Annotated in this window: 22 protein-coding genes; all 22 read right to left on the bottom strand. The window is 48.8% G+C overall.

Annotated elements, in window-relative coordinates; genetic code table 11:
• Positions 1-240: 240 nt before the first annotated feature.
• Positions 241-1,074, bottom strand: a complete 834-nt coding sequence (locus MKQ70_RS32400) for a hypothetical protein (RefSeq protein ID WP_248079087.1) — start codon at positions 1,072-1,074, stop codon at positions 241-243.
• Positions 1,014-2,216, bottom strand: coding sequence for a hypothetical protein (locus MKQ70_RS32405; protein WP_248079090.1), 1,203 nt, complete (start codon positions 2,214-2,216; stop codon positions 1,014-1,016). Before MKQ70_RS32405 ends, MKQ70_RS32400 begins: the two co-directional genes overlap by 61 nt.
• A 26-nt stretch (positions 2,217-2,242) precedes the next feature.
• Complete coding sequence (locus MKQ70_RS32410) at positions 2,243-3,844, bottom strand: hypothetical protein (RefSeq protein WP_248079093.1); 1,602 nt, start codon at positions 3,842-3,844, stop codon at positions 2,243-2,245.
• The gene (locus MKQ70_RS32415) at positions 3,841-4,197 is read right to left on the bottom strand and encodes a hypothetical protein (protein WP_248079096.1); all 357 of its coding nucleotides are present in this window, start codon (positions 4,195-4,197) and stop codon (positions 3,841-3,843) included. The genes MKQ70_RS32410 and MKQ70_RS32415 overlap by 4 nt, the downstream gene beginning before the upstream one ends.
• A 438-nt stretch (positions 4,198-4,635) precedes the next feature.
• Positions 4,636-5,712: a hypothetical protein gene (locus MKQ70_RS32420; protein ID WP_248079099.1), complete on the bottom strand. Its 1,077-nt coding sequence runs from the start codon at positions 5,710-5,712 to the stop codon at positions 4,636-4,638.
• Positions 5,713-5,816: 104 nt separating this feature from the next.
• Complete coding sequence (locus tag MKQ70_RS32425) at positions 5,817-6,548, bottom strand: hypothetical protein (RefSeq protein ID WP_248079102.1); 732 nt, start codon at positions 6,546-6,548, stop codon at positions 5,817-5,819.
• 47 nt (positions 6,549-6,595) lie between these two features.
• Positions 6,596-7,150, bottom strand: a complete 555-nt coding sequence (locus MKQ70_RS40280; RefSeq protein ID WP_308199580.1) for a DUF4138 domain-containing protein — start codon at positions 7,148-7,150, stop codon at positions 6,596-6,598.
• Positions 7,102-7,329: a DUF8473 domain-containing protein gene (locus MKQ70_RS40285; protein WP_308199293.1), complete on the bottom strand. Its 228-nt coding sequence runs from the start codon at positions 7,327-7,329 to the stop codon at positions 7,102-7,104. Before MKQ70_RS40285 ends, MKQ70_RS40280 begins: the two co-directional genes overlap by 49 nt.
• Entirely contained in the window at positions 7,289-8,830 is a 1,542-nt protein-coding gene (gene traM, locus MKQ70_RS32435) for a conjugative transposon protein TraM (RefSeq protein WP_248079104.1), read from the bottom strand. Before traM ends, MKQ70_RS40285 begins: the two co-directional genes overlap by 41 nt.
• Complete coding sequence (locus tag MKQ70_RS32440; RefSeq protein WP_248079107.1) at positions 8,823-9,320, bottom strand: hypothetical protein; 498 nt, start codon at positions 9,318-9,320, stop codon at positions 8,823-8,825. The genes traM and MKQ70_RS32440 overlap by 8 nt, the downstream gene beginning before the upstream one ends.
• A gap of 5 nt (positions 9,321-9,325) precedes the next feature.
• The gene (gene traK, locus MKQ70_RS32445) at positions 9,326-9,940 is read right to left on the bottom strand and encodes a conjugative transposon protein TraK (protein ID WP_248079110.1); all 615 of its coding nucleotides are present in this window, start codon (positions 9,938-9,940) and stop codon (positions 9,326-9,328) included.
• A gap of 63 nt (positions 9,941-10,003) precedes the next feature.
• Positions 10,004-11,077, bottom strand: coding sequence for a conjugative transposon protein TraJ (gene traJ, locus MKQ70_RS32450; RefSeq protein ID WP_504909809.1), 1,074 nt, complete (start codon positions 11,075-11,077; stop codon positions 10,004-10,006).
• 131 nt (positions 11,078-11,208) lie between these two features.
• Positions 11,209-11,538, bottom strand: coding sequence for a hypothetical protein (locus MKQ70_RS32455; RefSeq protein ID WP_248079116.1), 330 nt, complete (start codon positions 11,536-11,538; stop codon positions 11,209-11,211).
• On the bottom strand, positions 11,522-11,842 hold the full coding sequence (locus MKQ70_RS32460; protein ID WP_248079119.1) for a hypothetical protein: 321 nt from the start codon (positions 11,840-11,842) through the stop codon (positions 11,522-11,524). The genes MKQ70_RS32455 and MKQ70_RS32460 overlap by 17 nt, the downstream gene beginning before the upstream one ends.
• 28 nt (positions 11,843-11,870) lie before the next feature.
• The gene (locus MKQ70_RS32465) at positions 11,871-12,536 is read right to left on the bottom strand and encodes a hypothetical protein (protein WP_248079123.1); all 666 of its coding nucleotides are present in this window, start codon (positions 12,534-12,536) and stop codon (positions 11,871-11,873) included.
• Positions 12,537-12,709: 173 nt separating this feature from the next.
• Entirely contained in the window at positions 12,710-13,168 is a 459-nt protein-coding gene (locus MKQ70_RS32470; protein ID WP_248079126.1) for a hypothetical protein, read from the bottom strand.
• 13 nt (positions 13,169-13,181) lie between these two features.
• Positions 13,182-13,844, bottom strand: a complete 663-nt coding sequence (locus MKQ70_RS32475; protein WP_248079129.1) for a protein regulator of cytokinesis family protein — start codon at positions 13,842-13,844, stop codon at positions 13,182-13,184.
• A 76-nt stretch (positions 13,845-13,920) separates the two neighbouring features.
• Positions 13,921-14,274: a hypothetical protein gene (locus MKQ70_RS32480; protein ID WP_248079134.1), complete on the bottom strand. Its 354-nt coding sequence runs from the start codon at positions 14,272-14,274 to the stop codon at positions 13,921-13,923.
• Between the two features lie 89 nt (positions 14,275-14,363).
• Positions 14,364-14,720 (bottom strand): hypothetical protein, encoded by a 357-nt coding sequence (locus MKQ70_RS32485; protein WP_248079136.1) that lies wholly within the window; start codon positions 14,718-14,720, stop codon positions 14,364-14,366.
• Between the two features lie 68 nt (positions 14,721-14,788).
• A complete protein-coding gene (locus tag MKQ70_RS32490) occupies positions 14,789-15,760 on the bottom strand; it encodes a TraG family conjugative transposon ATPase (RefSeq protein ID WP_248079140.1) in 972 nt (323 codons plus the stop codon).
• Entirely contained in the window at positions 15,678-16,454 is a 777-nt protein-coding gene (locus MKQ70_RS32495; RefSeq protein WP_248079142.1) for a TraG family conjugative transposon ATPase, read from the bottom strand. The genes MKQ70_RS32490 and MKQ70_RS32495 overlap by 83 nt, the downstream gene beginning before the upstream one ends.
• Before the next feature lie 2 nt (positions 16,455-16,456).
• Complete coding sequence (locus MKQ70_RS32500; RefSeq protein WP_248079144.1) at positions 16,457-17,326, bottom strand: DUF3875 domain-containing protein; 870 nt, start codon at positions 17,324-17,326, stop codon at positions 16,457-16,459.
• Between the last annotated feature and the right edge of the window lie 6 nt (positions 17,327-17,332).

Raw genomic sequence — 17,332 nt, forward strand, 5'->3', positions numbered from 1 at the left:
TACCGGTATTTGGTGTAAATCTTTGAGCGCCAGATGAAGGCTTGCCGAATTTTTGGTAAGTACCGGTTGTGATGCTGGCTTATTATTGTCTACTGAGTTAAATATTACCATCAAAAGATAGCGGTCCATAAAAGCGGTTTGGCGTCATTGTGATAAATGATGCGGCGGGTGGTCGGCGCTTTTGCAGTATGTGATGAACTAAAGCCTGTATGGTAGTGGGGGAAGGCTTACGGTAAAGCGTTATCCACCGGGGCGGCGCTTTTTATTGTTTGTTTTCTGTGCTGGCTCACTTCTTTTTCTCTCCCGGTGGGTATTTGATTTGCCCCTACTTTCCGGCCGTTTCGGCTTGATTGCTTCAGCCTGAAAATCGCGGAGCTTTTGACATTCCTTTTTTATAGCCTCGTGAGCACGAAGGTCAATCTGATGCCATAGTATCTGGTAATCTACAGGCCCCTTTGAGGCATCCTGGGTCCTGTGAGCGATTATTTTACTATCCTGGAACAGGCGTATGTCGGTCATGCGGAGCGGTAACTTGTGGCTATCTGCTACCAGTTTTGTAAAGACTTGATCGGGAAAACGATCCAGCATTCTAAATGCCGCTTCCGGGGTCTTAAAACCTATAAAAGAATAAAACTGAGGAGCGTCATCTGTAGATCCGTGTTTGGGATCTTCATAACTAAAACTGAGAACGAAGCGGTCCTTTGCAGATACTCTGGACTGGGTAGGTTCCATGTCGCCACATTCTGTTGTCCATATATTAAGTATCAGGTCATCCCGAACTTCTGAGGAAAAGCGTTTATATCCGGCGGTTGTGTTTAACTGGCCGTTTTCATAAGCTGCTACCTGCGTGTATAATATTTTGCCCTGTTGCTGCTCAAAGACTGCTGCCCCTGAACTAAGCACTCCCCATTTTACATATTTGCCCTCATCATCACTAAGCAGTTCAGCAGCTACTCCAAGATATACCCCTGGCGCCTTAAAACGGCTTCCTTCCTTATCCAGTAAAAGTTCCATCAAAGGGGCGCCATCAGCATTGGTAATGCGGGCATAGAGTGTTTGGTGATCAAGTGCCATCTTTTTACCAGTGCTTCGTCCATACTGGCCGGCAGGGTCTGCATAAAGTTAGTCTTGGCCATCGCAAAGGAGTCGGTATGGTAGTGGTGGATGGTGTCGTGGATCTGGTCTTCAGAGACTGGCTTTAATACATCAGGGTTGGGTGACTGTCTGGTTTCTACATTATAGGTAAAGGTTTGCTGCTGGAAACCAGCTTGCAGTCTGATAAGTGGCAGTTCGGGTTTAAGGCTGTATAACTTCGTTTCCAGATGAGTATCAATTTTGTGCCATTGTTCCTGTCTTTCCCCGCGAAGTAATGGTCTTATGTCCACGCCCGTAAGATTTTTAAAAGCATCAGGGTGCTGTAGTGGTGTCAGATACCTGCCAGCGGGGATTTTGGGGTGGTCGTATGTGGTCATGATCTTGGCCAGCGGTTGCGGGAAATCGGTGTTGATAACAAGTGCCGCAGTATGGTATATAACTGGCAATTGTTGTTTCTGTACTGCTACGCGGTCAAAATAAGTGCTGGGGGTTGATAGGAAGTGCTCGGTGGCATGCCGGAGATATTGAAAGCTGTGTTGCTCTACGATCCGGGCGCCGTCAGTTGGATTATTGGTAGGCGAATTGTTTATAAATGAGCGGCCTATCAGGTGGCTTTCAAACTCATTGCGATTGAGTTTGGCGTCTTTACTGAGGATCATTTCTACTATTCTTTGATGCAGGGCATTGAATTCAGCGGTCGGCAGCATGTTTTTGCGCTGTTGATCGAAATTGAAAATAGGAATGAGCATTTCACCGGTTATGCCGTTGTGTTGAACTACGTTGTCCAATATGGGTTCTAGGATGCTGGCCCGGGCGCCGGCGTGTTGCTTAAGGTATATGGCGGCCCCTGGTTGCTCACCAGCTTCTGGACGATAGATAGACAGCAGTGTTCTGGAAGTGGCGAGGTCGACTATGCCAGCATGCTCGAGGTAAAAGTCGGAATTATTAGCCTTGGCCGTAGTCGGATGAAAACGCTCGATGTCTTTGTAAAACATAAACCAAAGCGCATGATGGAGGCCGGTCTTTTGCTCGAGGTTAAATTTGTCTTCACTTGGAATGTTTCTGCCGTCCACAGGGACAGCAGCAGTATAAATCAAATAATTTTCCGGATAATGAGTCATGTGTTGCAGTTTGGGCAGGATGTTTATCAGACCCTGTAGTGATAAATGAATAAATGAGCTGGCGGCGGGTACTGTTTTAATAAAATCTCCTTATTTGGGAGGAGATTTACCTTTCCCACTGTCCTTTCGGGGGCTCTTGTGTGCGGCTTATTGGCCCGTTGGTCTTTTGGATGGGATGGATTGATTTGCTGGTCAAAGGGTTTTTTTGCTGTGATCATGGCATACCAGGCGGTTTTAAGCCGTTCATCTAACTCATGGACCTCGTAGTGATAACTGGGAGTAGGATCGTGGGCATTTTCTTTATATCTGCCGATGAGTACTTGCTGCGGATTCTGGGTGGTGATGTTAACGCTATAGACTCTCCAGCCTACATCCTGGTTGGGTGCATCCAGCCGGGTATAGGCTTGCATGGGAACCGCTTCCATCGCTTTCAATGCGCTTACAGGGTCGTTAAAGCTGACGGCCGACCATAAATATTTTTCATGATCGCTTGCCGCCCCTTCTGCTGGAATCCATATTACTGTGGCCACATAAGGGTGTTCCGGATTTACGCGGTCAATGGCCGCAAACTTGATCTCCGGGCGCAATTTTGTTTGTTCCCTGTAGGTCAGGTACGATACCTCGTCAAAAAATTTAAGGACGCCTGGTGTTACCTGAAGTCCGCTATCTATATAGGCGCCGATCTGGCTGTACAGCATGTCGCCGATTGGCTGTCTGTGTACAGCGGCACCTTGTGCCAGAACGTCCATGCGTAGGTTGGCAAGGTCAGGGTTATCCATAAGGTTTTTGTGCCATCCGAGATAAACACCTGGCAGACCGAATTTCTGTCCTTGCTTATCCAGGGAGATATCGAGCAGGCATTCTCCCATACTGTTCATGACCTTCAACTCTGAGTAATGGTGATCTGCGCCAACTTTGGCCACGATGTCGGGATCTACCAGTTCTGTTCTCAGGTTTAACAGGTACAAAAAGGGGAATAGTGGTGTTTTGCTGTACTGATAGTCTATGTTATCTGCCACAACAGCATTTTGGCTATTGAAGATTTGGTCGGGATTGGGCCTTGATCTTACCAGCGCATAGTACCGGTATGCCTGTTTAACGCGCTCATATTCTGCTTCAAATCCATTAAGGATGGCATTAAAGGCGGGTGTCGGCTTCAGGTTGGACTGACTGGTTTCCCGCCAGTAATCAAGTTTAAGGGTAGTTTCTCCTTCCCAATTGCTCTCTAACTGGCGCACAAGAAATCCGGTGTGTTTTTCAAATTTGTCAACCCCTTCTAAAAAATGCAAAAATCTTCCAGCCTGTGCTTTTGATAATGCATCTTCCATAGGAGCCAGTGTTATAGTGGCTAACTGGGAAGTCGGAGAGGAGTAGCCCATGAATGCTCTGTAATAGTGAACAGGGAGGTCTTGCTGATAGCCTGCCAGTTGATCAAAATAGGCTGAAGGGGTCAGCAGCAGTTTGGCAACGGCATCCATTGGCGTCGGATAGTGATGTCGGACGAAAACGTAGGGAGTATCTACGTTTTTTCCGGCAACAAAGGATTCGTCCAGCTTGGCGCCGACAAATGAGGCAGCATAGCTATTGGGGTTGATGTTCTCCGGTCGCTGCATCAACAGCGTGGTCATGGTGGTGCGTAATGGAAAAAACTCTGCGGAATGCAACAAAATATTATGTCGGGGGCAAGCAGGTAGAGGGGGACAAGGATTTCTCCTGTGTTGTCGTCCTTTCTGGCATGCTGTGTAATGGCACCGAGTTCATGAATGTAAGTGTACTTGGGATTTATAGAGAGGTTGATGGTGGTCAGGTTGTCCTGGGTAGGGTCACTATGAAGGGTCTTTAACCAGACTATCGGTTCTGCGGTCATCATACTGCAGATGGACGCGGCTTCGATGTAGACGGGTAGATTACATTTTCTGGCGCTTACAGGGTGGTAGTTGTCGGCAACAAATCCAAGAATTTCCTGCAACGCGTCTCCCACTGTAGCGTAGGTGATGAGACTATTGGGGAATTTTTGGTGTGGTTTACGGGTAATACTATCGTTAAAATTTATGCAGGTCAGAAATTGATGATTGTCCATGTTAGCGTATTGTTAGTGGTCAAAGGGACGGCTATGCGAAATGCGATTATCCATGCCTGATATCTTTAGTGAGTTGAATTAATGGCCATGACCACGCCGCGACTTGTGATCCGGGATTATAGTCCTTTCGGTGGACCGGTGGTGTATGGGCCCGTGAGGGCCACCTGATGCTGAAGCGTGGCATCAGGTGGGTTTTTGGCCCTGGCTTGGTCGTTCATTACTCCTGATCCTGGGATGGTTCTGGTCGTTTTTTTAACAGGTCGTTATCCAGATCGTCGATGGCATTGGGCCTGCCGACTTTCTGCGAATTGGCTTGACGCTGTTCGCGGGCCTGCTGGGTTAAAAACAGGTCGTGATCCTGGTAGACGCCTTTATCATTGATGATATGAATGGTTTTTGCTTCAGGATTTGCATAAATAAAGATATCCCCCACGTTGGGCACGTTGTGTGGCATCTGAACATAGTTGCCTTTCTCCAGCAGTTTGGCAATGGCTTCAATTTGATCTTCTGTTTTAAGGTTGGGGAAATCAAAGCGACGGAGTACTTCACGGAGATCGAACTCGCCCTTTTGATGTAGTATCGGTTGCCATAATCATCAAATAGTTTTTCTCCCTTTTCCGGATTGTAACCCTCTTTGAGTTCCGGGTAATTAAATCTTAGCCAGTTGGACTTCGTTTGCGAAGTTTGGGTTTCACCCTGGAAGGGGGCCGATGCCAGTGCAATTGCATGTTCTTCCGCCTGTGCATTTCCGGCAGGTTGCAGGTTGGCATGATTGTCATTTACAAAGTAGGTTTTAAACACAGCCCTTGGCCTGCTGACACTGTCCATCAGGTTATAGGCTTCTACTTTGGTGATGTTCAGATCGGCCGGGAACCGTTGTTTTCTTATCTGGTAGGAGTCGTAGAAAGTCTGAATGGCGGCGTCCACTCTTTCTCTGTCCTCGGGTCGGATAAGGGGATCGAACGTTTCTTTGTAGAGCACGGCCAGACGGTAGAAGATATTTTTATCAATCTTATATAAGTTGGTTAAATCGTTACGCAGGTCATCTTCATACCGCTGTTTGGCGGCAGCGAATGCTTCCGGATCTGGGGTCTTGCTATTATATATCCGTGGAGGAGTTGCAAGCCTGAGTTCCAGTTCAACCAGATCGATGCCGTCTGCTACGAAGGCAGGCGGCATGCCCTTTATGATGACAACGTCCATTCCGTTATAAAACCCTGCTTTCTCCCCAATTTTGGTATTGAGGGTATATTTCATGCGGGTGTGGTCGTGTTGCTCTCGTACAATAATTTGAGGCTCGGTAATGCCCGCTGCTACTTGTTCACGCAGCTGTTTGGCCGCGTCGGTGCGATCGAAGCCGGCGTACTTATATGCCTTTTCCAAATATTGCAGTATACTATCGGTGTAATTTTCCATGATGTAAAAGTTTTCTGGTGAATTAATGCCTGCGGGAAAGGTTACGGTCTCCCGGGTCAGGAAGTCTGGTATTGGTTCTTGGCGCTTCTGGCTGAATAGATCCGTTAGTCAGGTCTATATGCCGGGATTGTGTTGGTGGGAGTTGCTGATGTCCCTGGTTGATTAGGCGGTATCCCTTGTTGCTGCTGGTTGTTGGACTGCTGGTTAGCATTGGTAGGGGTACTGCCTTGTGACTGGTTGTTTGATAGGCTCGGATCGGTGGATTGCTTTCGGTTCTGGCTCTGTCCAGTACCTATTTGTTGCTGGGTTCCTGGAGGCACTTTGGGGATAAGGCTGTCGCTTCCAGGAGTGGGAGCGGTGACCATATCATAACCTTTGTGCAGCACGTTGCCGGCAGTTACTAAGACCATCCCCGTCACAGCGCTTGCTAATCGGATCACAGCAATGGGCAGTTTAAAAATTAACGGCATGCCTTCCATTGCGCCTCTCAGGGTGTCATTAAGGTCCTTGTTCAGAAATTTTCCCACGGATTGTGGTGCTTTGTATACTGACTTTCCAGCTATTTCGGCAGCTCCTTTTAACACTTTACGACCAATGCCCAGATCATCGTATGCTTTCTGATATTTCCTTCTGTCCACCTCCATCAGGTACAATGTGGCCTGTTCGCCTTTATTGAGCGTTGCAGGATTGAAACTGTTGAGGACCTCATCGTACTGGCTGACAAGGTTCTTGAGGTATTTGCGATCTTTAACAATCTGCGGATTATGTAAAGTGTTCTGATAGTGGCGCAAGGCTATTGCGTCCAGTTCCAATTTGACTTTGTTTGTATGATCCATGATTAGATTGTTTAATAGTTCAATTATCAGCCAGGGTAGATGTGGGCCTATCTGGCCAGCAGCAGGGGACGTGCTTTGAGGATGTCAGTTCCTTTGATCTTAAGGCTCATGTGGCGGTCGCCATTTTTCTCAAATAGCTCGATCATGAAATATTTGCTGTCTGAGATGGTGAACTTTTCAAAAGCAAATACAATGGGAATGGCGCCGGATAATTCCTTTACTCCAAGGCCTGGTTGTACGTTGGTCTGCAGAGGCGTGATTTCTTTTTCCAGTCGGGAAGTACGTTTGGATTGGCGGCGATCGCGCTGATAGCAACGGGCAAAGTCCACCTCGTAAGCTACCGGGGAGTCGTTGGTTACTTCCAGTTTAAAGAACAGGACACCGTCTGAAAGAAATACGCCCCGGTTACGCAGTTGCATGCCGCCAGCCTTTTTGCTTGCAGGCTTGCGGCGCAGCGGTTTGAGACTGGCTACGTGGTTCAGACCGGCGGTGATTGTGGCCTCGTTGAGCCTGCGTACGGTAAAGTGGACGCCATCGCTGGCAGCTCGTTCGCTCAGATCGGTAAAGTCCGGAAGTCGTCTTTGGTGATGGCATCGAAGTATACATCGAACCGGTACACCCGACCATCGGTGGTAAAAACAGTCAGGTTGGTGGAGATGGCGGAATCCTGTGCGGCTTTTACTTTCAGGACATTGTTAACACCATCGGCGGTTTTGGCAAGTATCCAGTTATTGCCCCTGTCAACGCCGTTGGCACAGATGGGGGCTGCAAAGACGATCACCGTGGTGCGCTGCGTGGAAATGGGCAGGCGGGTGGTGATGATCTGGCTGGCGTTGGTGGTCAGCGGAGCCTGGCTTCTGGCGGGTGTGACAATGGTGAGGCTTAAAAATATAGTAGCAAGTGTGCAGGAAAAAAGTATGTTGCGATTCATGATTAATTGGCTTTTGAAGAATTGATAATTGTCGGCTATTTGCCGTCGTTAGCGTCTTTGAGCAGAATGGGGTAATCTGATTTGATGGTGACCTTGACCAGGCGAATTTTTTTGTCAACAGGCTCTTGGCTGTTTCAAGTCCGACAGCGGTGGCCTGTGCGGTCAGCGACGGGTCCATTGTAGCCAGTCCGATAGATTGAATGGCCTGGTTGGTGCCCTGCTTGGCCGCATCGCGGGTCATGGATCCGGGAATTCTGATACCCGGAAGTCCATCCAGTCCGTATGCGGTAAGTGATACCGGATAGATCGTTTGTTGATATCGCACCGTGGTGAATGCGACCTGCAGGCGTTCGCCGCTAAGGCTAACGTTGCCAAACACGAAGGTGCCTTTAGGAATAAGTTTGTCCCGGATGTAGATGTCCTGCTCGATACGAACTTTGATAGTGGCCCCGCTGACAAGTATCTGGTCATCGTGGACAACAGCGGCTATGGTGGGACTGAGGTCAGGATCGTCTGCCGATCCGGTTGACAGGTCAAAGAATCCATCGGAAGCATTCGGTTTTGTCCGGACTGGCAGGGCGGTGCTGTTTTTGGAACCCAGTACGGGCTCTATGATCAATGCATCTGTCTTAGGGGCTACGCGCAGTCCCTTTTTGGCATTCAGTGTCTGCTTTTCATCCAGTCGTTCCCGGACTCTTTCGGGGTGTTGTATGTCCAGAATTTTATCCAGCATGCCGCTCATGTGGGTGAGTTCCTGGCTGGCGGCGCCGTCGCCGCTTACTGAGGCTTGTTTGACTGCTGCCATAGCGGATTCCAGATCGGCAAATACCTGTTGGTCAGGGGCAGGTGCCTCAGTGCGGTTATTGAGGGCGCGGTCGGATGTTTCCTCCGAATCTTTGAGTGCTCTCTGGAGGGCGGTAAGTTTGGTCTCCAGTTCATCGACAGGTGGTTTAGAGCGTGACGAACGGATTTTGGTACTGTGCGGTGTTGGCTTATTGGAGAACGGCTCTGCTACCGCGCCGTCCACCTGGTCTTCCGTGGCCGGTTCGTCGGTATCGAAATTGAACTGGTTGTCATCGAACAGGTTCATTCTTTTACGTTGCTTGAGCAGCGTAGCGGAATCCTTGTCATCCTGTTTGTACAGGCTGAGTTTATCGGGTGTTTTGTTTGATAGTTGCGGGCTGGGCAAAAAAGCGTTGAGCCCTTTGCGTTGTTCGGTGGAGGTTTGTGCATTGGCATTCTTGCCACCTCCCAGCAGGTAAAAAAACAAAGCAAGGAACGGCACGGCAGCTGTTCCCATGACCAGATGAATGGTCAGTCGCTTTTTGGGATCGATCGCTGGCTTATTCATTTTCATTTACGTTTAATGGTGATAAATCGTAGGGCTGCGCCTGTGGGAAAATGGCGCGCTCGGCGGTGTAGATCGAGTCCAGAAGTCCTGGCCGTAGCTGTATGTCGGCTCGTATTCTGGCTCTGCCCTCCTGTGTGGATAGGAGGTGGTTAAGGTTTTTGCGGAATGCGACAAAGACCGCCGAGTCCTGGTGGTTATAAGGGATCGGGTCTGCACTCCATTTTCTGGGCAATACAACATGGGTTTTGTTCGGACGGGTGTGCCCTGTTTTGGGCCATTTCACAAAGAGGCTGGTGATAATAAAGAGCCCTGATATCACCAGCAGGCCAAACAAAAATTGGTACTGTTGTTTTTTTGTCCAATGAGCCGTTTTGTTGTTCAGGCGCAGTGCCAGTCGTTGTTGCCGGTCTTTGATGGCATCAAGAAATTTGGACAATGCGGGCCTTAGTTCCCTTTGCTGTTCCGGTTTTTTGTTTTTACGTTTCCACATGGCCGTTATCTTTTAGAAAGTTGCAGGTCCTCGTTCTCTATGGTTGACCAGCGTTCGATCAAAAACCCATGTGGATTGTTCTCTGTACGCTGTGTCTGGCGCAGGTAGCCCTCGGTAACAATGGAGCGAAGCAGGGTTGCGCTGGACCTGATAATGCGCTGCTTGCCATAGAATCTCCAGTAGTAGGGATAGGAGGCCGTTGATAGGCTGACCGAATCACAGGACACTTCCTGGTTTACATTACCGCGTACTATGGAGCTGTAGTAACCTTTTTCCTTGAGGTCATCATACTGGGTTTTGGCGCTGCGGTCTGCCAGATAGTAAGCTGCGCGGATGTTATCCTCGATGGCCTTTTCATCGGGGCTGAGGGTAAAAAACAATTCATGGAAGGTTTTTATGTGGTCTTTGGCCTCGATAGGAATGTTTTCCTTTCTGGTAGAGGAGGAGGCAACTATTATTTTGCCGTCCGCCAGGATGTAGATCCGCTCAGCGTCTTTGCTCACCACTTTTGCATACAGGAAGTGGACGTAGGCAACGTAGCAGGTACAGCAAACGGCCCACACCATTGAAACGATGCGTATGTGTTTGAAGGCGGAGTCGATGTTTTTTAGGTGTCGCATACTGGTAATGGATAATTGCGGCCAAGGCCGCCCGGTGGTTGGGCATGCCAGGGCCTAAAGTTTTTAGCCGTTGAGTTTGTCTTTGAAATAGCCGCTGTTAGAGCCGGCGCCAGCTGTTCCCTGCGTGTTTCTGACATGCTGGTTGCCGAAAGCATCTGCTGCCATGCCGGTGGAGTTGGCAAAGGAATTGGCGGTCTGGCTGGCGGTGCCGATCGTCATGTTGGTCACCTTGCTGGTGAGCATAGAGCGTTCACCGGTGTTTACCACCATTGTGGAAAGGGATGGAATGGTAAAGTAGGCGGCAATACCGATGATCATAAAGACGATGTAGCCGATGTCGGCGGCAGTGAAGAAGGTATCCTCATAATTTGCCAGTTGTTCCAGGTCCATTTTGAGCATGCCTTCCCGGATCTTCCCGAGCAGGGCACCGAGAATATTGGCAATGGGAAGCCACAGGTAATAATTGATATACCGGGACAACCACACGGTGAACGTATGAGTGAGGCCATCAAATACGCTTAGTGCCAGCACAAATGGCCCGAGCAGGGCGACGATCAGCAGGTTGAAGGTGCGGATGGCATTGATGCAGAGGGCGGCGGATTCATAGAGCAGTTCCAGCAAAAAGGCAATAACGCTTTTGAACCAGTACTTCAGATTGTAGTACGCTTTTTCCATTGCAAAGCTCATGGAGTTGCTCATCCAGCTTAATGGACCCTCAGATTCACCGGGATGGGTCATTTCCATCCATACGTCCCTGTCACCCACACCATCGTTGGAGCCAAACATTTTCCAGGCGGCGGACTCCTTGATCTGTTTGTCCCTTTCTTCCATCATTTTGGCGATGACGACGTTTTCCTCATCTACCATCGCACGCGTTGCGGCCACCGTGGGATATAAAATTCCCTCCATCAGGTTTAGACAAAGGGGATAGGCCGTTATGACGAAGCCGATACAGAACGGCCTCAGTAGCGGGTAAAAGTCTATCGGTTCGGCCTGGGCAATGTTTTTCCATACCCTGTAGGCGATATAAAAGATGGCCGCAAATGCGGCGATCACCCGGGACGCATTAAGCAGTTTTTCACACAGGGGCAGCATCTCGTGAAAGATCGTCCAGTATCTGGTGGAAACTCCGGATATGGCCGGGAAGTCCCCGGGCTTTAGTTAAGGTGGGCAAGAGCAGAAACACCGCTGCCGCTATTATTTTTCTGTTTCGCATAAAAACGATGTTTTATTGCGGGCCAGATGTGAGGCAGTGTGGGGGGATGTCTCTACTTCAACCCGTGTAAGGTTTTAATGTTGTTGATGTCTTGTTTGTCGCCGAGGCGTTGTAGTCCTACCATGCTTTGTTGATTGTTGAACGTTCTTAGAAAATGCAATTTCTTCTCTACATCCAGGTAGATCCGGTCAATGGCCGAAATGCGTTCTGCATCGTTCATGCGAAGTGACTTAGCGGTGATGACCATCAGGAGTTCATCCAGGTTATTTAGACTGCCGTCAATTAAGTTTTTATGCACGCTGGCGATGTAGTCCAATTGATCTTCGCTGAACAGGCCCGAGCCGGAGAATCGTTTAAAGGCGGCTTTATACTCCTTGACCATTTTTAGCTGATAGTCCACGATGTCTATGACGCGGTAGTACTTCTTGATGGCCGGGTTTACTTTCAGTAGAGCATCCGGGGAACAGGTCATGAAGGCTGAAGGTCCCGTTGGTTACCTGTTTGATCTTATTGTAACCATCACTGAGGATTTTGTAGCCGTCGTACATCTTATCTAAAATCTGGATGAGCTGATTGAGCTTCTGCAGGTTGAGGGCCAGCGTTTGGGCCTCGTGTTCCCGGGCGTGTATGGCCATAAGCGGCATCTGCAGGATCAGCACAAGCAATACGATTTTAATACGTTTCATGGTTGAACAGTATTAGCTGTGAAAGGAATTAGTCAAGTCCATAGCGGGCTTTCATGGACTCGATCTCCGCTTTTTCGAAGTGTCTTGCAGTAAGGAGTTCCGAGGCGTAAGCCTGGAACTGCTGCATGAAGACAGAGCGTGTTTTGGAAGTTTGGCTGAGTTCATCCAGGCGGTGGAGCCTTTCATCATCGCTCATCTCCAGATCGCGGTCTGTTAGTACGGTGATGAGCTGGTCCAGGGACTGGCTCATTTTGGACCGCAGCGTTTCCATTGTGGAGACTACGAAGGTGACCTCTGCCTGATCAGCAAGGCCGGACTGTTGAAAGCGCCGGCTGAGTTTTCTGCTTTGCTGTTCTATGTAGATATTGTCTTCCAGGAAGCTGATAACGGGAGCCGCAGATTTGAATTTGGACTTCACCAGTTTCAGCGACAGGTACAAACCATCATGCAGATTGAATTCACCATTTTTGGCCTGGTGAATAATGTCTGTACCCTCTTTTGCGATGCGATAGCCTTTTTTAAGGAGCTCGATGTAAATCTGGTTTTCGACAATGTTTATCCCGAGGTATTCGATCTGGGTTTTTTTCTGTTTGATAAATTCCTTTAAAGTGGGACGGACCGCCTGCGTTTGGGCCCTTACAATTGTACTGCCGGCAAGTAGCAGGCATACCAAGGCCATTACACCTTTTTGCATAAAAATGTGTTTTACAGTGATTGGTAAAGGCCATCACACGTCTGGGCTGTTGCAAGCACTACCGGCAGTTTCGGATAAATGGAGTGGTGGTGGAACCGGTGATCCGTTTACCTGTCGGCAGTTGTGGGAGATGCGGAGGTGGGTGGTGGTTAGCTTACTTCTATACATTGTCATCAGCGGCTACCAGGGCTACGGACCTGGGAAACGCCGTTTCCCTTTAGCCAATCCTTGATGATATTGGGTTTGGGGAATTGGCTGATCATCATCTGGGCGCCTAACAATCTGCTGTTGATTTCCGGGCGATAGGTTCTGGCTACCGCCAGATTTTTCTGATGCAGGGTGACCTTATTGATTTTGATGCCGTTGTCAGCATCGTAAGAAATTTCCATACGCATCATAATGTAGTTGCTCTGGCTTTTATGTTGCAAATAGCTGTTGAGCTGCAATTTGGTCTTGGCGCCACCGGGCGGATATAGCCGGAAATATTTGTACAGTCCGAGCCGGAGGAAGTCATCGATCACATGGCCGCTGGCATCACTGATGACAAACCGATTATGGTAGCCCTTATGCTGCATTAGTCGGCAGAAGTCTTTTAAGTGGGTGTCTATTGTTGTGTCCATGATTACAAACAATTCGCAAAAGTTATTATTGGGTTATACCGTAATAGGCACGCAGCCTGGCGAGTTCCTGTCCGTCCCTGGCCTTCTGAAGCCTGATCGACAGGTTCTGGTCTGTAAATGTCCGCAGGGCGGCCAGGTTATGTTTTACGGCGCCGGCTACTTCATCTATGACTTTAAGGCGTTCTGCATCACTCATCTGGGTGGTAAAGGAGTTGATGACAAGACTGAGCTGCTCGACGTTTTTGATGGATTTGTCCAGAATGCCAGCATAGACTTCGGCCATCGATTGAAGCTGGGAGGCACTAAACCACTGATCGTCCTGAAACAGTTTCATTGCTCGTTTATATTCCTGTACGATCTGTAGCTGGTCCTCCACGATGCTTTTGGTCTTTTTAAAGGTGGAGATCAGCGACTTGATTTTCCAGAGCTCATCGTAGTAATCGGCAAACAGTTTACGTTGTTTCTCCGTCCATTCAAAGATTTCATCAAGTTTGAGTTTGGCCATTACGTTTTCAATGCCTTTCTGTATGTTCTGCAGGCGCATGGTTACGTTCTGCAGGCGTTGCACGGCCAGATCAAATGCTTTCAGTACTTTTTTACCGCCTCTTTGATGATGATGGTGATCGGGTCTCCCGCTCGTGCTGCCGGGACACAGGTGCAGGTAAGCGCCAGTGTCAGCATCATACAATACATTATCTTTTTCATGACATCGCTTTTAATGGAATTAAAAGCGCCGCCCCCTGCTTACAGCGTTGTGTTAAATGTTACCGTTTAATTTTGCGATAGGTATTTTCATTATAGATGACCTTCCGCTGTCTTGGTTGGTGTTGTATGGGAGTCTTGTTGTTATCCAGAGCGAGTGTGGAATCTTTCTGGTTGTAGTTGCCGTTGTGGTGGCGATAAATGGTGGTGTCGCCGAATTTTTTGGTCCAGACATCATACTTTCGGTCCACTTTGTATTCCCCACGTTTTCCATCCGGGTTTCTTTTGATGGTCAGGGTGTCCTGAAACTTTATAATGTCACCATTTAATTGGTAGACATAAGTGCCGGCAAGTTTTTGCTGACCTTTACAGGCGGCTACCAGGGCCACAAGGGCTGGCACGACAAACTTTTTCATGCGTTGCGGTTTTTAAATTGATAATTGGATGGCAGGGGATGCTCTCCTGCGTCCGGCGCGCCCCGAATGTAGCGGCGCCGGATATTGAGCTACTGTTCCCTGGTGTAGGTGAATTTGCCATACTGCAGGGATTTGTCCCCTTTGTTGTAGATGACTGGGAGTTCCTTCTGGCTGCTTTTAATGCCGGAGGTGTTAGGATCGAACTGCCCCTTCCATTCTTCAACAACAAGGCTGTCAGACCCTTCGTCGATGGAGTAGATGATTTGTGCACGGCGCCTGATGTTATACCAGGAGGCGTCCATGTTGGGAACATTGGCTACGATGATGGTATCGTAGGTGGCAGAAACCTTTCCGGTATGCTGGTGGGTGTAAATGCCGGAAATACTGTCGTGCTGCGAACAGCTGGCAAGGGCCAGCAAAACGATAAATGGAAGGATCTTAAGCATTGGTTATCGATTTTAGTCATAGTTTATATGCAATACACATTCTGGATCCGTTTGCCGGACCAGTTGGGTCATTTCTCATTGTTTAAATCTGAAAGCAGTGCGCGTATGCCCTGTCTGAGGTCGCCGTTAAATTTGGCGGCGTATTCTTGTACTTTTACTTTCTCCCTTTCTTCGGTGGTATATGCCCAGTATTCGGCGGGGGATGGCTCAAAACCGTATACTTTCATCACAATACCTGCCAGGTCAACATAGAATTCGCGGTATTTTCTGTTAGGATCGTTGGCTTTATTTAAGGACAGGACCATCATTTTGCCTTTGTCCTGCATGCCCATAGTGGCCTGAATGCCGTCAAATCTATTGGAGAATTTCCGCATGTCCAAGAGAATCTTGCAATCAGCATTGTTAAGAATGGCTTCCTTGATAATGGGGCTGCTGATTACGTCATCGATTTCCTGGGACACGACATTGGCTTCGCCGAAGAACTTTCGAACCGTCTTGTACAGGTATTTTAAAAACTCCGCCATACCGGCTTTGGCGATGGCCTTCCACGCTTCCTCGATGGTAATTACCTTGCGAATTCCCTTTAGTTTGCGCATCTTGGAGATGAATAACTCCATGATAATCAATGTTATAACCGGGAATAATATCGGGTGATCCTTGACGTTATCAAGTTCAAATACGATAAAGCGTTCCTTTAACACATCCAGCTTCTCCCCGGAGTTGAGCAGGTAGCCGAATTCGCCGTCCGCATAGTAGGGTTTGAGTACGTAAATGAAGTTGTCAATATCAAAGTCCTTCTCCTTAAGTCCCTCTGCTTTAATTACTTCTGTGTAATGATCACGGACGAATTCGTAGAAAGTATTAAAACACGGAAAAACTTCGGGATGCTTGCCCAGGTGTACGTAGTACAGGTGGATGGCGGTACTGAGGGCTACATATTCGCTGCGGCGGAAGGATTCATCGTCTCTTTTCCAAAGCGTCAGGATCAGGGTTTTTAGCGATTCCTTTTTTTTCGGTGTCGAGCGTGTCTCCGTCAGCAATGAAGAACGGGTTGAATTTGATCGGGTCTTTTTCGTCGTAGGTGAAGTAGTAGCCACCGACCAGTTTGCAAAGGCCGTGGTAGGAGTGACCTACGTCTACGATAACGATATGGGCACCCTGTTCATAATAAGATCGGTGTAAGTGATTCATAACGAATGACTTACCGCTTCCTGAGCCCCCGAAAATAGCCTTGTTTCTATTGGTAGTCAATCCACTACGCATTGGATAATCACTAATATCAAGCCAGATTGGACGACCTGAACGGTCGACCACCCGCATACCGAAATCAGAGATCGAGTCGCGGTAAGAGGATTCCTGTGTGAAAAAGCAGGCGGCTTGCTCGCAGAAGGTGTCGAGTTGTTCGTTGTCGGGAAGATCAGCTTCGTTGCACGGCATACAGCCCCAGAACATCTGTGCGGCGCCGGTGATTTCCTGGCGGGGATTGGCGTCCATTTGGGCCAGCGCACTGGAGGCTTTGTTGCGCAGGTCTTTTAGCTCGGAGTGTTTTTCTGTCCATACCAGCAGGTTAAAGTGTGCCCGCACCGGTTGGCGTCCTTGGCTAATGGCCTCATTCAAAAAGGCGTTCACGGCCTCTCGGCTGATGGCGTTTTCCCGAGAATAAGCACTGAGCGACTGCAGGCGACGACGGCGGCTTTCCATCTTCTTCATGGTTTTCTGTACCTCATCGATCACCACTACTGGTTGTAGATGTGGTTGCAGGAGAGCAGTTGTCCAACGGGGGCGGCAAAGCCTACAGAGAATTTTGTTTTGTCGCTACTGTATTTGTCGTATGTGATGCGGGAGCCGGCCATCGATGGCAGGTCTTCCACATCGGCCATCGCATAAATCTGGCAGTACTTATCACCGATCTTCATCTCGGGTTTGAAGTGGATGTCGCGGATCAGCGGTGTTTCGTCCTTGTTGGCCAGAAACAGGTAGCGTTCCAGCAGTCCCACCTCGGTTTCGGACCCGGCCAGTTCGGCGGTGGTAAGCCTGGTGACTTTCATCCAGCCGCCATCGCTTAACAGTTTGGCAAACTGGCCGAGGCGGTCGCCAAACTCGCTCAGGGAATGTTCGGAAAGGGCGGACGGAGGAATCAGGGAGGGGCGCAGCAGGTTGGTGAACACAGAGCTGGAGAGCTTTCTGCCAGTCGCCTTCTTGGTGATCATGACATAGCAGTCATGATCGAGCATCGGGCGTTCATGAAAAAAACGTTCGCTTTCCTGCTGGATAAATGTTGGTTCATTGACGGTATCGAATTTGCCCTGGTACCTGGCCTCCGTAAACCAGTCCTGTTTGTGGAGAATGGTGCCTGCCGGCAGCAGGCGGATGGCCCTGACCCAGGTATGGTGCAGTCCATCATATTCTTCAGAGGAAAGGGAAAAGACTTCGGGCAATTCAATTTTAAATACAGCGGTGATGTCTCCCTGCTTGCTAACCAGTAAATCGTCTTCAATTTTATAGATGGGAATCAGGTCTTCCAATTTTTTAGCTTCGTTCCGGGGAGTTCTTAGTTGCAATAGGATGGCGGCGCATAAGATCAGCGCCAGGAATGCAAAGGCCATGTGTTA

Source organism: Chitinophaga sedimenti (assembly GCF_023156195.1).
Lineage (GTDB): Bacteria > Bacteroidota > Bacteroidia > Chitinophagales > Chitinophagaceae > Chitinophaga > Chitinophaga sedimenti.

What these genes read in the sequence shown, in the direction of transcription:
- MKQ70_RS32410 (WP_248079093.1), bottom strand. Translation starts at nt 3,844, where the DNA reads ATGACCACGCTGTTGATGCAGCGACCGGAGAACATCAACCCCAATAGC.
- MKQ70_RS32440 (WP_248079107.1), bottom strand. Translation starts at nt 9,320, where the DNA reads ATGTGGAAACGTAAAAACAAAAAACCGGAACAGCAAAGGGAACTAAGG.
- MKQ70_RS32420 (WP_248079099.1), bottom strand. Translation starts at nt 5,712, where the DNA reads ATGGAAAATTACACCGATAGTATACTGCAATATTTGGAAAAGGCATAT.
- MKQ70_RS32465 (WP_248079123.1), bottom strand. Translation starts at nt 12,536, where the DNA reads ATGCAAAAAGGTGTAATGGCCTTGGTATGCCTGCTACTTGCCGGCAGT.
- traM (WP_248079104.1), bottom strand. Translation starts at nt 8,830, where the DNA reads ATGAATAAGCCAGCGATCGATCCCAAAAAGCGACTGACCATTCATCTG.
- MKQ70_RS32425 (WP_248079102.1), bottom strand. Translation starts at nt 6,548, where the DNA reads ATGGATCATACAAACAAAGTCAAATTGGAACTGGACGCAATAGCCTTG.
- traK (WP_248079110.1), bottom strand. Translation starts at nt 9,940, where the DNA reads ATGCGACACCTAAAAAACATCGACTCCGCCTTCAAACACATACGCATC.
- MKQ70_RS32485 (WP_248079136.1), bottom strand. Translation starts at nt 14,720, where the DNA reads ATGCTTAAGATCCTTCCATTTATCGTTTTGCTGGCCCTTGCCAGCTGT.
- MKQ70_RS32460 (WP_248079119.1), bottom strand. Translation starts at nt 11,842, where the DNA reads ATGAAACGTATTAAAATCGTATTGCTTGTGCTGATCCTGCAGATGCCG.
- MKQ70_RS32500 (WP_248079144.1), bottom strand. Translation starts at nt 17,326, where the DNA reads ATGGCCTTTGCATTCCTGGCGCTGATCTTATGCGCCGCCATCCTATTG.
- MKQ70_RS32455 (WP_248079116.1), bottom strand. Translation starts at nt 11,538, where the DNA reads ATGGTCAAGGAGTATAAAGCCGCCTTTAAACGATTCTCCGGCTCGGGC.
- MKQ70_RS32405 (WP_248079090.1), bottom strand. Translation starts at nt 2,216, where the DNA reads ATGACTCATTATCCGGAAAATTATTTGATTTATACTGCTGCTGTCCCT.
- MKQ70_RS32480 (WP_248079134.1), bottom strand. Translation starts at nt 14,274, where the DNA reads ATGAAAAAGTTTGTCGTGCCAGCCCTTGTGGCCCTGGTAGCCGCCTGT.
- MKQ70_RS32400 (WP_248079087.1), bottom strand. Translation starts at nt 1,074, where the DNA reads ATGGCACTTGATCACCAAACACTCTATGCCCGCATTACCAATGCTGAT.